The following is a 15,245-nucleotide window of genomic DNA, read 5'->3' on the forward strand; positions in this document are numbered from 1 at the left end:
GGGCAAGTCCGCTGCCGAAAATCTTCGTGCTGCTTAGTTAAGAGCACAACAGACCTGTCGCTCTAGCCACGGATGTACTGGTAGAGCTTGTGGTCCTGCCCCGCTCCCGAGTTATCGGGGCGGGGTTTTTCATTCAAGCAGGTAAAAAGATCGAAAAGCGGGCGCCACTGCGGCTTCCTTGCGTGTGCCCGGTGACTACGTCAGCGTGTTCACCAGCCGCATCGGGAACGTGATTCCTCAGTGCCACGCAGGAGACTCAATGAGCATAGTTAAACGTCATCTAGCCGAGCAAGAAGAACGACTGGTCCTGATCGAGGAAATTTGTATCGATACAGGAGCGCTTGTCTTGGATATTGCCACAGACGAAGTCTACTTCTCCGCGGACGAAGCGGCTTACAAGAACGCATACGTCACAGTGTTCCAAGCTTGGGCAAAGGGCACGATTAAGGGCACCGCGGAACAGATATTCGAGGCTACAAAATCCATTCTTGAAGACTAGCAAGACCGCCGATAGAGCCGTAAACGTCGAGGAAAATATGTCATACGCCTATAAGCTAAATGAAGAGGTTCGGCACCACGCTCAAGGTCCCCAAGGACGCGCCGCAACTGAACTGCCAAGGATCTACACGATCGTACAGTGCATGCCGATCGAGTCCGATGGACGAGTAAGATATCGCATCAAGTGCAGGTCCGAGAACATTGAGCGCGTCGTTACGGAAGATCAGCTTTCGTATCTTCACTAATCTCCGCGAGAATGGCGCCTTGGTTCAGGGAGCTGGAAGAGTACAAGTGAGTCCGGACCTTCAGCCACGCCAAAAGCACCGGACGCGCACCTGAAGGGGTCATCGAGTCACTTCGCGTAACCCTGTGATCGGAGCCAAGCGATCCGACGCTCTCCATTCATCCAATCGTCAATATCGGCTTTGCTCGTGAAGCCCGTAATCTCTCGCGCTTCTGCGCCCGGGTACTCGGCGATGATAGCCCAGTCGCCCTCGGATTTACGAACTGGTTTGAAGTTCACTTTTATTTTTGCCATGCCGAATTATGTAGGAAGGCGGCCGAAAAGGGAACCCGGTTGTGCCATGTTCGGCCTAGAGTAAATAGCAGACGTTGCCCCCCGGGGCCTTACTCTGGAGCGATCCTGTAGACATCGCCGGGTTTGAGGTTGAGTTCCTCGAACATCCTCTGCTGCTTTTCAGTGAGGACCGCTGGCACAACTGCCGCAGTCCAGCCTTCGGGAACGGCAGCAAGGACTAGCGTCAATGCCTGATTGGGCTTGGCTAAGGCGAGCCACATCTGCTTCGTTGGCTGCGGAGCGTCGTCCGAGGTCGCCTCAACGATAGTGAATGAAGTGCCGAACGACTCTGCCATCCGTGGCCAATCCGCGGAATTGCTAAGAGTTGCAATAACTAGCTGGGTCGCTGAAGGCGGACGGGGCCAGCAATCAATCTATAGGTGGGCACCCAAGCGGTGTTCCACGATTCCATGGTCGCGCCGCAAACCGAGCACTCGAAGCTGGCGATCTGCCGACCCGGGGCCATCGCCTCGGTTCGGCTATAGAGCGCTCCACAATGGCAGGTTCGGTAGTGGGAATCGGGCATCCCCGTTTATGCGCTCAAAAGGCGAAACGGGCCACTGCGAAAATAGAACCAGGCCGCTGAGGAGGGAAGCAGGATACCCGGTGAAGCCGGCAGAACCTGGCCCACAACTGGAACGTCCGATAGCTGAGCCTGGCTCCACCGTGCGGGCGCCGCCTTGCCCCCAGCTCTGCATATATTACTCTCCACGCGAATCTCAATTCGATATTGGCAGAAACTTCACATGCCAACGACGACACGCGAGTACATTGATTTTTGGGTCGAGAACAGCGTTCACGCCGCGGAGCAATATGGGACGCCGGGCGCTTCACAAAGCGTGGACGTATTGGTTGACCGCCTCGTTGAGGGGGCCAAGAATCAAAACATCCCGCGAGAGGCCCTTGAAAAAGAGGTCGGTGATCTAAAGCAGTACATCGAGGGAAAACTCGCGACTGCCAACCGGATTGAGCAGGATCGCCGCAAGTGACTTCGACTTGCGCATATCCGACGAAGTCGCGTCTAACTTAGCTCCGGTCAGGAAAGGCACTGCGAGAACGGCCATGGCAATGCGAGAGGAAATAAAGCGAGTGATACATGCTGCGACACCCGGTATGTCGCAGCAGCTCTACTCAACACTGCTGGTGTTAGGCGAGCTCCTTAGCAACGCACTCGACCGAATCGATGAACTCGAGAAGAAGGCCAACGGCCAAACGGCAGACAAGCGCTGATCGCCCGCCCCATCTCATTGCTCAAGCTTTTTCCGGCTACCTAGAACGACGTCAGGTTAGCCACAGGCGAGGTCCGCAATGGGTCAAAATGCGAAGCACTCAGGTTGAGCAAATCTGGTCCGCTCTGACGCAGTGAGCGGACCTCCGTCAGAGGCGGCGCAACTTCGCTGATGGGCCAGAAGCGGTCATCGTTCTAACTGGCGGCCCCATCCCCAGACGGCCCACGAGCTTTAACCACAAACCTCCATCATCCCCCTCGGCCTACCATCCCCGGAAGGCAGACCGGAGCCGCTCGGAACCAGTTTGCAGCCAGACCGCACCGGCCTGCACCCAGCTCCATTGCAGAACATCTGCCCCGTGGTGGCCTGCGGCTTTGCCGGGGCGGATTCAACTTGTTTGCGCTGCTCGTCCCGGTTTTTCGAGTCATCCCCCATCGCAATTGGCTTCTTCTCAGGGATCTTCTCGCATTCGTTGTCGGCATTGACGCGATAGCCTGCACGGCAGGTGATCTTGACGCAAGCATCGCCATCAGCTCTGAAACCGCGCTCACAGATCAGCGGGCAAACCCGGCCCGGCCTGCTCCTGATCGCGTCCAGCGCGTCGAAGCTGGCGAGCTTGGTGTCGAACTTCGTGCCGGCATACCTGTTGAACAAGGTCAGCGAGCGCTGCGACGGTGCGTTCCAGTCTCCGTCGGCGGCGGATGCGAGACATCCGACCCGGCGCAGCTCTGACTGCAGCAGCTTCGTCGTCTCGTTCGCAGTTAGGCTGGGCTGTGCTGCGGTCGCAGCGACTGCCGCAACCTTCGTTTCGCTGTCAACCGTTGCCTTTTTCTCGGCCGCTTGTTTGGCGGCCAGGTCGGCGAGGGCCTTGTCGTTGGCGATCCTGTCGGCGAGCGCCTTCTCGGCCGCCTGCTTGTCAGCCAGGGCCTTGGCGACCGCGGCTTCAGCCTCCTTGCGCCGCTGCTCCGCAGTGGCCGCTTTCGCTTCCTCGGTCTGTCTGGCCTTCTCCGCCGCGAGCTTGGCAGTCTCGGCGGCCTTGGCTGCCGCGGCCGCCTTGTCCTGCTCGGCCTTGTTGGCGCGTTCGGCCGCAAGTCGCGCCTTTTCGTACTCGGCCTGTTTGGCCTTGTCAGCAGCGGCAGCGCGCGCCTCTTCGGCCCCAAGCCTGCTTAACTGCCCCTTGGCGAGGCTGGCGTAAAAGCCATCGGGATATTGTGCCAGGAAAGCTGTCCAGACCTCGCGCGAGCCTAGCTGGAGCGCCAGTTCGTAGTCCCGGCGGATCGCGTCTAGCGGGTTCGCCTGCGGCCCGGTTGCAATCGGCTTTGCCCGAATCAGAGGGACATCGTCGCCGCCGAGCGAGCCGTAGACATAAGGCTCCTGCTTGTAGCCGGTATTCTTGAGGACGTCGTCGCGGACGAAGCCGAACGCCTTGCGCAGATCGAGACCAGGGGTCGGCAGTCGCTCGACAAGCGCGGCAGCAAAGGGGCTGTTCCTGGAGTCACCGTCCGAGGCTGTCGATCCCGCCTTCGCGGCGAATGCGATCATCGTGTTCGGGCTGGTCGGTTCGATCTTGGCGAGGCCGCGACCGATCGCGCGCGAGGCAACTGTCCGCTTCATGGTCTTGGCGAACGGGTTGTCGCGGCAGGCGTCCAAAATCACGAGCCGAAGCTGCTTGGCCGGTTCGATCGCAAACAGCACCCGGTCAAGCGGGAACGTTTCGTCGAACACGTCCGTATCGGTCTCCAGCGCCGCGTCGGTGGGGACGAGATAGTTGTTGCCATCCAGTTCGATGCCATGTCCGGCGTAGTAGATGACCGCGACATCGGCATCGCGCGCCTTGACTCCAAAATCGCGAAGCGCCTTCCGCATATCGACCACGCTCAGGTTGAGCCTCGTGTCGACATTTTCGAACCCGGCCTTCTTGAACATGCCTTCGACCAGCGCGGCATCGTTCACCGGGTTTGCGAGCTGGGGCACGCTCTTGTAGGCGGAGTTGCCAATGACCAGGGCAACGCGACGCTCGGCCTGTGCCGAACCGCAGGTCAGCCACATGAAAAAAACCAATGAAACCCAGCGAAACGCGCGCATCGTCAGCCCGATTAATATATGCGCAGGGTATGCGGAGACTACCGAAAGGCAAGCTTCGTCTTGGTGACGTTGGTCACACTAAGGTCGCGGTCCAAAAGCGACCTTGGGCTCGGCGGCTCGAAGGCTGCATTGGGTCACGACCACCCCTCAGAGTGCTGGCCGGCTGCTTCCGGTCTACCCTGATGAGCCGACCGCCCGGTACGCTGCCTAGACTTCGCGTTCGGGCCACAAGCAGACGTCGGCGATCTGTCGGGAACGGTGCATTAATTGCACACCTCTCTGGTGCGGCCAGCCATCGGAGAGGTCTGATCACTGACGGGAGCGGCCTCTACTCTGCATCCTTTGCCGACGGGACGGCACCCCGCGGAATTGCAGAATAACTGGCCAGAGGCTTGCGGTTTACTCGATGGAGCGGTCTCGACCTGTCGCCGCTCCGCATCCCGCTTGCGCGGCTCTTCCCTTGTAACGATAGGCTTCTTGTCCTGTGTCTTCTCGCATTCGTTGTCATCATTGACTCGATAGCCAGCGCGACAAGCGATCTTCACGCAGGCGTCTCCATCGGCCCTGAACCCATGATCACACACCAAGGGGCAGACACGGCTTGACTTGGCTTTGATCGCATCCAACGCATCGGCGCTTGCGAGCATCGTATTGAGCTTGGTCCCGGCGTACTTGTTGAACTGGGTCAGGGATCGCTGTGACTTGGCACCCCAATCTCCCTCTTCCGCATTTGCAAAACAGCCGACCCGCCGCAGTTCGGACTGGACCGCTTTCGTAAGTTGTTGCGGCGACTGCGCCGGTTCAGGGGACGGTGCAGGCGATGGGAGAGCTGCGATCTTTTGATCGGCTGTGTTTTTCTCTGCTGCCTGCTTGTCAGCCAGAGCTTTTGCAACAGCGGTCTCAATCTCCTTGCGGCGCTGCTCGGCGGCGGCGGCTTTCGCTTCTTCGACCTGTTTGGCCTTCTCGGCAGCGAGCCGCGCATCTTCAGCAGCCTTGGCGGCGGCGGCGGCCTTGTCCTGTTCGGTCTTCTTTGCGCGCTCGGACGCGAGCCTTGCCTTTTCATCTTCGGCCTGCCGAGCTTTCTCGGCCGCCGCTGCACGGGTCTCCTCAGCCGCGATCTTGTTGAGTTGACCCTTGGCTAGGTCGGCATAGAACCCATCGGCATATCGGGTGAGAAAGGCCGTCCAGCCGTCGCGGGTGCCAAGTTGCAGGGCAAGCTCATAGTTCCTGCGAACAGCGTCCTCCGGGCTTGCTTGAGGCCCGGTAGCTGGCGGCTTGGCGGCAACCAGTGGCACGTCATCTCCGCCTAGAGAACCATAGACATATGGTTCCTGCTTATAGCTGGTGTTCTTCAACACATCGTCGCGAACGAAGCCGAAGGCCTTGCGCAGATCGAGGCCGGGTGTCGGCAGCCGCTCGACAAGCGCAGCCGCAAATGGGCTGTTCTTTGAATCGCCATCGGACGCCGTTGACCCGGCTTTCGCCGCGAACGCAATCATCGTGTTCGGGCTGGTCGGCTCGATCTTGGCGAGGCCGCGACCGATGGCACGGGCAGCAACCGTTCGCTTCATGGTCTTAGCGAAAGGATTGTCGCGGCAGGCGTCGAGAATGATCAACCGAAGCTGCTTCGCAGGTTCGACAGCGAAAAGCGCCCGGTCAAGCGCCACGGTCTCGTCCAGTACGTCGCTGTCGGTCTCAAGAGACGCATCGGTCGGTATGAGGTAGTTGGCCCCATCAAGCTCGATGCCGTGACCGGCGTAGTAGATCACGGCCACCTCAGCATCTCGCGCTCGTTGGCCGAAGTCGCGCAGGGCCTTGCGCATCTCGGAACCGTTCAGGTCGGTCTTGATGTCGATCCAATCAAATCCGGCCTTCTTGAACATGCCCCCGACCAGGGCGGCATCGTTGGCCGGGTTGAAGAGCTTTGGAACGCTCTTATAGGCCGAGTTGCCCATCACCAATGCCATACGGCGCTCAGCATGGGCAGAGCCGCACATAAGCCAAATGGAAACGATCAAAGAAAACCAACGAAAAGCGCCCATTTTAGTCCCCGACAATATGTGCGCAGCCTATGGTTAGATTGACCAAAAGCAAGGGGGGCTTATGTGAGAAATGTCACATTGTTCGTCATCTCAGACCGTCCGAATAACGAAGTCGGCTTTGGGTCAAAAACGGTAATGTTCTAGCTGAGCGGAGAACTTCTGCTTAGCCACCAGGAGCCGACTTCGGGCGCCTTTGCAATTTTTTTTGGCTTTGCTCACGGCCCCTCCGGGTTCGGCTGTTCGATCAGGCCAGCATCGCCCAGCGCGCGGCCGATCAGCCACTCGATGAAACTGGCAACCGACAGCCCACGCATCGCTGCGGCGCGCTCCAGGGCTGCCCTGCGCGAGTTTGGAATCCTAATCCCGATCGGGAAATTGTTCTGCGAGCTGCACATTGAGGGCCTCTTTCGAACGCCGAAGGGCGCGCAGCCCGTCGACAATCGCCCTATAATCGGTCTGCGGGACAGTCTTGATCCACTCGTCCGCGCGCTGCTCTCGTTTTTTCAATGCAGCCCGATGGCCGCCCACCGCGCTATACGGAGCGGGACGCGCGACGACCATATTTTAGGCGCCCAGCCAACTTGGAATTTGCGATGGCAGCGGGAGGCAACGGGAGCAACGCCAAGGCGTTCATCCCCAACGGGCCTCCAGCATCAGCTATCACCACGCGGCAGCTTCGCGACAGCTCGACGGAGCTTGATCTCGATGCACCGAGTGCAGATCAGCTCGCCGTCCCCGGCCGGTGGCGCGAAAACGGTCAGCTCTTGTTGCGCGAACTCTTCTTCGCAATGATCGCAGCGGGGGATTTCTTGCATCTGCGCATATGCTCATGCGGTTGTAGCGGAATTCGGAACGCGCGTCCGTAGGTGCATCAGTTCGTTCCTCATCCGGAACGCGTTGAAGCAAAAATGGCGGGCGTTGCAGATCTACAATCCTCATAGCCATTCCAGATACTAAGCTCGAGACCGCCGAAACATATTTCAATGTCTTACTTTATACGATGAGCGGGGACGCAAATGTTTGATGTTTATCGCAATGACAAGCGCGAGTTGCTGGTTCTAAGCAATGGCTCTGCCATACCTGTCGTTTGCTCGCAGAATAACTGGCGCAAGAAAAGAAAAAGAGTTCTGAAAGTCAGTGACGAGATCAAGTCAGCCGTTCAAAGACAGGGCTATTACGTTCGCAGCTTGCGGGTCACCAAGGAGCGGATGATCTAGGTCGAGCAGGTCGGCGGCTTAGGTCGTCGCCGCGCCATCCAACTGCGCCAGCCCAGCCTCGATCACGATGATATCTTCCTCGATCTGCTGAATGGTTGTCCGGCAATCAAAACCGGTGCGTGCCTTCAGGTCCACGGCCAGCTTCCGGCGCTGCATGCGCAAATCGTCAAGTGCCCTCCTGTCATTCAAGCTAACGTAACCGTCCACAATAAGCTCGATCGCTTTTGGCATCCCCGACCCCGGTCCTAGTCACCCGCAACGATTACCCCGCGACACTCTTCACAACGGCATCCCTTCGCAGATTGTGACCAGCAGCCGTCAAATGGGACCCTATGACTAGGCCGAGCCGCCCTAACGTCAGGAGGGCAAGAGGTCGCAGAGCTCGATGGAAAGTCCGGCTCCCAGTATCGCAATGGCGCGTTTTTGATCGCTATCGAGATCGGTCCATGAAATGTCCATCACGCGCCTCCGCGCTAAAAGGAATTATCTAAAACCCAAACGCGTGCCTGATTTGCCGCAGCATATCCGTGGCCGCGTCGGTGTACCGACCGTTGGTTAGATATCGATCCAGCTGCGCTGTGCTAATCAGCGCCACAACTGCCACCGTGAAGCCCTTAAACATTGGGCCTCTCCTTCAAGAGACCGCCAACCGGGCGTGTCGAGGTATTAAACTGGGCTCTCGGAATTGCGCTGCCGCCTGTGGCGACCTAATACAGCAAATGGTGACAGTGACTAGTAACGAGTTCCTTAACGGGCGCAAATATGGATGCGAGCGCCATGGGATGAGCGAGGACGCTGCAACGGCCGTTGCCCGGTGACGCGCCGTGATGTTGGCTCCGAGGGAAGATCGAGCCTTTGCATAAGGTTCTGAACACTTGTCCCGGTGTGCTTCGGCCCCATATTCGACGTATGCAACTCACCGATATCCATGACCAAGCAATCCAAGCCCGCATGGCGCTCGTCGTCGGCGCAAGGACGTTCGACCGTCTCTTCGCAGGCGTGCGGTTCGATGAAGTCGATGGGGACATCCTGTTCCTCTACGCTAAGGACGAGGACACCGCCGCGAAGATCGAGGACGAATTCGCGTTGCACATATCGATTATTGCCTCAAAGATATTGGAGCGGGAGATCAACATCGTGATGGTGTTGCCGAGACAGCTCGTCAGTTGAGCTTACGAGTTAGGACGGGGGATCGGCAGTGGCGTGCCATGTCCGGGGTCCGCCAGCATCGGGACGATGCTGGCGAGGAATAGTTCCAAACCTTCCATCCCTTTGCTTATAACGCGCTCTATTCCGCAGTGTATCTCGCCGTCAGGGAATGGCCGTGCAAACTGGCGGAAAACACCACGATCGCTTTTGGCGACAGCTCGGCCCGCAACTTTCCAGTCATCATGTTGGGATTGGCCGGCGCAAGAGCAACGGTGACCGTCTTGCCACCATCCTGAATTGTTGCGCGACCCCTCATGTCTTTGGTCGATAGCGGAGAACCATCGTCATCGCCCACGTAAAAGACAATATCCGTGCCCTTGCGGACAAACTCGATCGGATGTCCCTGCGATCTGGCCATAGGGCCGCCGTTGCTGCCTCTCGTCTGAGCGATGGCGAAACACGGCACGGCGGCGATCACAGCCAAAATGGATGGGAAGAAAAACTTTCGCATTGGTGGTTCCTCGGGTTAGTGCGGAGTTCAATAGGCTTCCGCGGGGGTGAACGTTCCAGTGTGTCCGGCCACCAGCCGCTGCAGCGGCTGCTTGCCGAACATCAGAAACAGAATCGGGGTCACGATTGTGTCGAGGATCGTGGCGGTGAGCAGGCCGCCGAAGATCGTCACGGCCACGGGGTGCAGGATTTCCCGGCCAGGCTCGTCCGCGCCGATCAAGAGCGGCGTGAGCGCTAGTCCGGCGCAAAGCGCCGTCATCAGAACCGGACTAAGGCGCTCCATGCTGCCTCGAATGACCAGCCGGGCCCCGAAACGCTCGCCTTCATGGATGGCGAGATTGATGTAGTGCGAGATCTTCAAGATCCCGTTGCGCGCCGAGATGCCGGCCAGGGTGATGAAGCCGATCATTGAGGCCACCGACAAGGGCTGCCCGGAGATCTTCAGCGCGGCGACGCTGCCGATCAGGGCAAGCGGAATGCTGCCCATGATGATCAGCGCCAGTGCGATCGACCGATAGCGGCTGTAGAGGACGACGAAGATCATCGCCATCGATGCCAGCGACAGAATGGCGATGCGCCAGGACGCCTCCTGCTGGGCCTGAAAGGCGCCTTCGAGGCTGGTCGTGTAGCCTTGCGGAAAACCGAGTTCGCGAACCGACTTCTGAATGTCAGCAGCGATGTCGGCGATGTCGCGGCGTCCGTCCCCGTTGCCGTACACGACGATCCTGCGCTGGGTGCCCTCCCGCTGAATCTGGTTCGGCCCGTCTGTCTCGACGATCTCGGCCAAAGCGCCCAGCGGGGCGAACTCCGAGCCGGTCGGGATGAGCAAATTCTGCAGTCCCGTCGTCGAACGGTCTTGCTCCGACAGGCGCATCACGACATCGAAACGGCGATTGCCGTCGACGATCTGGGAGACCTTCCGGCCATTGGACAGCGCGTCGAGTGCCTGGGTGACCGCAGCCGGCGTCAGGCCGTGCAGCGCGGCGCGCGCATGATCGATTTGAACCCGCACTTGCGGAATCAGCACCTGCTTCTCGACCTGAAGATCGACGAGACCCGGGATCGTCGATAGACGCTGGCGCACTGTTTCGGACAGCCGCCGCAACATCTCGATGTCCTGCCCGAAGATCTTGAGCACGATCTGGGCACGAATACCCGACTGGAGATGATCGAGGCGGTGGCTGATCGGCTGTCCGATGGCCACCGACGCCGGCAGTGCGGACAGGGCCTCTCGGATGCTCGAATAAATGTCCGCCTTCTGCCGGCCGGACGAAACGAGATCGACATCGATCTCGCTGTAGTGCACGCCTTCGGCGTGCTCATCGAGCTCCGCGCGGCCGGTGCGGCGCCCGACCGATTTCACCTCGGGCACCTTTGCGAGCAACTGCTCCGCCAGGAGTCCAAGACGGTTCGACTCCGCGAGCGAAATTCCTGGATTGTATTGCAGCGACAGCACCAGCGTCCCTTCATTGAAGGGGGGAAGAAAACTGCGGGGCATCTGGCTCGCGGCGTAGCCTGCCACGACGACCGCCGCCGCGACTGAGCTCAGCACGAGACCCGGCCGCTCGAAAGCCCATCCGAGCACCAGCCGATTGGCCTGCTTCAGCTTGGTGACAACAAGGCTTTCGCGGTCGCCTGAATGGGCTCGTCCCGAAAGCAGATAGTAGGACAGCACTGGCGTCACCGTGATCGAGGTCAGCAGCGAAGCGAGGATCGAGACCACATAAGCCACGCCAAGCGGCGTGAACAGCCGCCCTTCGATTCCCGGAAGGGCGAACAGCGGCACGAAGACGAGAACGATGATCATCGTTGCATGCACGATACTGGAACGAACCTCCTGGCTCGCGCCGGAGATCACATCGAGGACAGGGCGCGGCGTGCCCGACGCAGCGTTCTCCCGCAAGCGCCGCAGGATGTTTTCGACGTCCACGACGGCATCGTCGACCAGCTCGCCGATGGCGATGGCGAGGCCGCCCAGGGTCATGGTGTTGATGGTGAGGCCGAAGGCGCGAAACACCAGGACCGTCACGAGGATCGATATCGGAATGGCGGTCAGCGAGACGAACGCGGCGCGACCGTTCATCAGGAAGACGAATAGGACCACAGCGACGACGATCGCGGCCTCGGCCAGGACGCGTTCGACATTGCCGATCGAGGTCTCGATGAAGGTGGCCTGCCGGAACTGCACGTTGGTGACTTTGATTCCGCCGCGCATGGTGCGCTGCAGGTCCCGCAGCGTGGATTCGACATTGCGCGTCAGTGCCACAGTATCCGCAGCCGGCTGCTTCATGACGCTGACGATGACGGCGGGCTTGCCGTTATATCCGGCGTCGCCGCGCTTGGTCCGCGCGGCAAAGTCCACCGAGGCAACCTGCTTCAGCAGGATCGGCTGCTCTCCGCGGGTGACGACGACGGTGTTGCGAAGGTCCTCGATACGCCTGGTCAGACCGACATTGCGGATCAGATATTCGCGGCCATGCTGGTCAACGAAGCCGCCGCCGCTGTTGGTGCCGAACCTTGCGACCGCCTGCTCGATCTGATCGTGGGTGACCCCGAGCGCCTGCATGGTAGCGACGTTCGGCGTCACGCGGTATTGGCGGACCTCGCCGCCGATGGGTATCACCTGGGCGACGCCGGGAATGGCGAGGAGTTGCGGCCGGACGACGAAGTCGGCGATCTCGCGCACGTCCATTGGTGAAGCCGTGCCATCGCTCGTCAGCGCGATCAGCATTATCTCGCCCATGATAGAGGTCACCGGGCCCATCTGGGGATTGGCCGAAGCCGGCAATTGCTCGCGGATCAGTGCCAGCCGCTCCGAGACGAATTGGCGGGCGCGGTAGACGTCGACGCCCCAGTCGAACTCGACATAGACGACCGACAGACCAACGCCCGAGACCGAGCGCACGCGGATGACACCGGGCATGCCGTTCATCGACGTCTCGATCGGGAACGTCACCAGCTGCTCGACTTCCTGGGGTGCCAATCCCTCTGCCTCGGTCAGGATGTTGACGGTCGGGCGGTTGATGTCCGGCAGGACGTCGACCGAAACGCTGGGGAGCACGAACAGGCCGTAGCCGACCAGGACGGCGGCGACCGCCAGCACGAACAGGCGATTGCGCAAACTTGTCTGGACAATGAGTTTGAACATGGTCGGGCTACCGGATCTGGTTGATGAGGTCGGTGCCGCGAACGAGGATGTGTTCGCCTTCGTTGACGCCTGCGGCCACAATCACGCGGGCTGCGTCCACCGGCACCACGCGAACCGGCCTAGGCTCGAAGCGCTCGGGCGCGGTGTGCAGCCAGACGATATTCTCGCCGTTGCCGCTTCGAACAACGGCATTGCGCGGCACGACCAGGCCAGACACGGGCGCTCCGGTCTGGACCATCACGTTCAAAGGCTGACCGATGTTGAGACCTGCCGGTGGCTCGGGAATGGCGAACTGAACCACGGACGCATGCTGGCGCAGCGCCCGGCTGGTTCCGACGAAGCTCAGCGCAATCTGCTGCCCGTTCGGAGCCATTGCCGTTGCGGCTTCAGGCTGCTTCAAGCCTATTTCGTCATAGGCGAGCGCCTCGACCCAAAGGCTGCGAGGGTCCGCGATCTGAAACAGGACGTCTTGCGGCTGCATGACTTGGCCCGGCGCGACCTTGGCTGAGGTGATGATGCCGTCGGTCGATGCCCGCAGCTCCTCGAACCCGGTGCGGGAATTGCGAACGGTTTCGCGGCGCGCCCGCAGGCCTTCCAATTCACTTTCGAGGTCGTTGACCTGTCCTTGCGGCACCGCGCCGCGATCGGCCAGCGGCCGGAGGCGCCGCAGCCTATTTTCCGTGACTGCCATCAGCTGTTCGATCTCGCCGACCTTCTCGAGGATGGTCGTGCGATCGGCGATTGGCAGATGCGGCTCGATCCGGATGAGCAGATCGCCTTTGCGGACGGTTTGTCCGATGCGGGGGATGCCGTCATCGCCGGGAACCACTCGGCCGCCGTAGATGCTCTGCACGATGCTGCTGCGGTTGGGGTCGGCCATGACACGGCCGATCAGGGTGACGGCGGGATGAATCGTCTGCGGCGCGGCTGCAGCGGTGCGTACATCAAGCAGACGCTGCGTCGGCTTAGCCGCGAAGACGGTGCCGTCTTGCAAGCGCCGTGGGGCATCGCTCAGCGCGTGCACATCCGGCGGGCTTGGTTGCGTTGCATCGGTCCGGCCCTCGCCGAACATGATGGCGGCGAGAATGACGAAGGCCCCTGCCACCACGGCGGACATGGCGGCGGCCATGCTGCGGCCGCGCCGCCTCCAAAAGGCGAAGAGAAGGACGAATCCTAAGCCGGCGAGCGCGAAGGCGGCGATGGTCGCTCGGTTCGAAAGCAGCCAGCCGGTCTCGTGCTTCTGCGCCGCGGGCCGGGCCTCTGCACGCGGTATGAACGAGTCGACCAGCAGATCATTTCCCCTGCCGGCGCTTATCGAGAAGATCACCTCAACCGATCCGGACGGTGTGCCGTTTGGAATCGGGGCGGTGTAGGCGCCGTCCTCCCGGCTTGACGCCTCGATCGGGGCGGAATCGCCGATCGTGACTTGCAAGGCGGCGTCCGAAACCGGCTCGTTCGTCACCGCATCATGAATGAAGACGGACAGCTTGCCGTCTTTCAGGATGCCGACGACTTCGTAGAGCTCGGAGCGCGCGGCAATCCTCGGATAGGCTGAGGACACGACCGCCGTTTTCTCGGCGTCGCCGTGATCGTGCCCCTCATGGGCAAAGGCGCACGAGACACCGAGGAACAGACTCGCCAACCAGAAGGCGGCGGCCAGCCCAAGAGCTGCGAGCCGCCCTTTCGGGCAGCACTGATTCATGAACATCGAAAGATCCTTCAGACATGCGAAAAGGCGGCGGCAAAGGCGCCGCCGGGACTACGCGATGCTGAAGGTACTTGGTGGCCTGACGAGTCCCTCGGGGCGCACCCCGACAATGACCCGCGCGCGCGGCAGGTCCATGGCGCCCAGCACTTCGAAGGCGCTGAGCAGGTTAAGGACCTGCGCTGAGGCGATCGAGGTGCCAAACATGTCCCAAGCCACGCCTTGAGCTCCGTCGTCATCGTGATCCGGCCCGTCATGGACGTGGCCTTCCGCGTCGTCACCGGCGTGGGAATGCACGTGACCTGCCAGCTGATCGTGGAAATGCAGGGAACCGTTGAGCGTAACGGAAGGCATCGGCATGTTGCCGACAGCCGCCTCTACCTGCGACACAGAAATCAGTGACGCCTGAAGCACAAACGCCGATATCGCCACGAACATGGCCGTTCTGGCGAGTTGACGAAGACGTTGGACGAAACCGTGCTGCACGGCAAAGAACTAGGTCAACCCAGTCGGGATTTCAAGTCGATCTACTGAGGCCTTCCCAGGCCGGCAAACCGGAAACCTGGGGAGTCCGACTCGGGAGTTCAATCCGTTCCTTGAGAGGCAGCTCTATGTTTTGAGTCCGCTATGGGTCACGAGCGTCGGTTTGAGAGTTAGCGGGTGACTTCTGGTCTCTCCTCCACTTCGGACGTTTCCCCGTGCCGCGCGAATGGTCGCGAAGGGCCACAAGCAGACTCAGCAAAGAGGCCCCCATTTGCAAGATTATGCGTTGGCGTCGGCCGCCACGAGTGATGATGGGCGATTGAGGCGGATCGCAATCTGCTTCGCGGGGCGCTTCAAGGTCTCCGACGGCGACTCTCCGAACGCGTCGCGATAGGCCACCGCAAAGCGGCCAAGCTCGCAAAAGCCATGGTCGGTAGCTATCCGAGTGACGGTTGACGTCGATGGAACCGCGCTCAGCAACGCGCGATGCACGAGGTGCATTCGACGGAGCGTGAGAAAACGGATCGGTCCCATGCCCAGATGCTCTTCGCAGGAGGCGCGAAGCGTTCGCTCCGCGACACCGATAGCTGCACAGATTTCGG

General features: G+C 60.5%; 14 protein-coding genes. 4 read left to right on the forward strand and 10 right to left on the reverse strand.

Features of this window, described 5'->3' with window-relative positions:
- The first annotated feature begins 259 nt into the window (after window positions 1-259).
- Complete coding sequence (locus tag GA0061098_RS42605; protein ID WP_091967954.1) at window positions 260-499, forward strand: hypothetical protein; 240 nt, start codon at window positions 260-262, stop codon at window positions 497-499.
- A 626-nt stretch (window positions 500-1,125) separates the two neighbouring features.
- Here the strand turns inward: GA0061098_RS42605 and GA0061098_RS42620 are convergent.
- A complete protein-coding gene (locus tag GA0061098_RS42620; protein WP_091967948.1) occupies window positions 1,126-1,371 on the reverse strand; it encodes a hypothetical protein in 246 nt (81 codons plus the stop codon).
- Between the two features lie 450 nt (window positions 1,372-1,821).
- On the opposite strand from GA0061098_RS42620, the gene GA0061098_RS42625 reads away from it, so the two are divergent.
- Entirely contained in the window at window positions 1,822-2,064 is a 243-nt protein-coding gene (locus GA0061098_RS42625) for a hypothetical protein (RefSeq protein ID WP_091967945.1), read from the forward strand.
- A 471-nt stretch (window positions 2,065-2,535) separates the two neighbouring features.
- Here the strand turns inward: GA0061098_RS42625 and GA0061098_RS42635 are convergent, their stop codons facing one another.
- The 3 genes from GA0061098_RS42635 to GA0061098_RS44565 form a co-directional block, all read right to left on the reverse strand.
- The gene (locus GA0061098_RS42635; RefSeq protein WP_165637974.1) at window positions 2,536-4,389 is read right to left on the reverse strand and encodes a caspase family protein; all 1,854 of its coding nucleotides are present in this window, start codon (window positions 4,387-4,389) and stop codon (window positions 2,536-2,538) included.
- A 263-nt stretch (window positions 4,390-4,652) separates the two neighbouring features.
- A complete protein-coding gene (locus GA0061098_RS42640) occupies window positions 4,653-6,431 on the reverse strand; it encodes a caspase family protein (protein ID WP_091968000.1) in 1,779 nt (592 codons plus the stop codon).
- A gap of 215 nt (window positions 6,432-6,646) precedes the next feature.
- A complete protein-coding gene (locus GA0061098_RS44565) occupies window positions 6,647-6,826 on the reverse strand; it encodes a hypothetical protein (protein WP_129591120.1) in 180 nt (59 codons plus the stop codon).
- Between the two features lie 621 nt (window positions 6,827-7,447).
- Here GA0061098_RS44565 and GA0061098_RS42650 point away from each other — a divergent pair.
- Window positions 7,448-7,648, forward strand: coding sequence for a hypothetical protein (locus GA0061098_RS42650; protein ID WP_091968006.1), 201 nt, complete (start codon window positions 7,448-7,450; stop codon window positions 7,646-7,648).
- 18 nt (window positions 7,649-7,666) lie between these two features.
- Here GA0061098_RS42650 and GA0061098_RS42655 read toward each other — a convergent pair whose 3' ends face one another.
- Entirely contained in the window at window positions 7,667-7,879 is a 213-nt protein-coding gene (locus tag GA0061098_RS42655) for a hypothetical protein (RefSeq protein WP_091968009.1), read from the reverse strand.
- A gap of 720 nt (window positions 7,880-8,599) precedes the next feature.
- On the opposite strand from GA0061098_RS42655, the gene GA0061098_RS42660 reads away from it, so the two are divergent.
- On the forward strand, window positions 8,600-8,818 hold the full coding sequence (locus tag GA0061098_RS42660; protein WP_347337566.1) for a hypothetical protein: 219 nt from the start codon (window positions 8,600-8,602) through the stop codon (window positions 8,816-8,818).
- A gap of 118 nt (window positions 8,819-8,936) precedes the next feature.
- Here GA0061098_RS42660 and GA0061098_RS42665 read toward each other — a convergent pair whose 3' ends face one another.
- The 5 genes from GA0061098_RS42665 to GA0061098_RS42685 form a co-directional block, all read right to left on the reverse strand.
- The gene (locus GA0061098_RS42665) at window positions 8,937-9,308 is read right to left on the reverse strand and encodes a hypothetical protein (RefSeq protein ID WP_245323989.1); all 372 of its coding nucleotides are present in this window, start codon (window positions 9,306-9,308) and stop codon (window positions 8,937-8,939) included.
- 27 nt (window positions 9,309-9,335) lie between these two features.
- On the reverse strand, window positions 9,336-12,455 hold the full coding sequence (locus GA0061098_RS42670) for an efflux RND transporter permease subunit (RefSeq protein ID WP_091968014.1): 3,120 nt from the start codon (window positions 12,453-12,455) through the stop codon (window positions 9,336-9,338).
- Between the two features lie 7 nt (window positions 12,456-12,462).
- Complete coding sequence (locus GA0061098_RS42675) at window positions 12,463-14,163, reverse strand: efflux RND transporter periplasmic adaptor subunit (RefSeq protein WP_245323990.1); 1,701 nt, start codon at window positions 14,161-14,163, stop codon at window positions 12,463-12,465.
- A 51-nt stretch (window positions 14,164-14,214) separates the two neighbouring features.
- Window positions 14,215-14,598: a hypothetical protein gene (locus GA0061098_RS42680; protein ID WP_091968016.1), complete on the reverse strand. Its 384-nt coding sequence runs from the start codon at window positions 14,596-14,598 to the stop codon at window positions 14,215-14,217.
- A gap of 324 nt (window positions 14,599-14,922) precedes the next feature.
- On the reverse strand, window positions 14,923-15,245 hold a 323-nt coding region (locus tag GA0061098_RS42685; protein WP_129591121.1), incomplete at its 5' end, for a helix-turn-helix domain-containing protein.

This window comes from Bradyrhizobium shewense (assembly GCF_900094605.1).
GTDB classification, from domain to species: Bacteria; Pseudomonadota; Alphaproteobacteria; order Rhizobiales; family Xanthobacteraceae; genus Bradyrhizobium; species Bradyrhizobium shewense.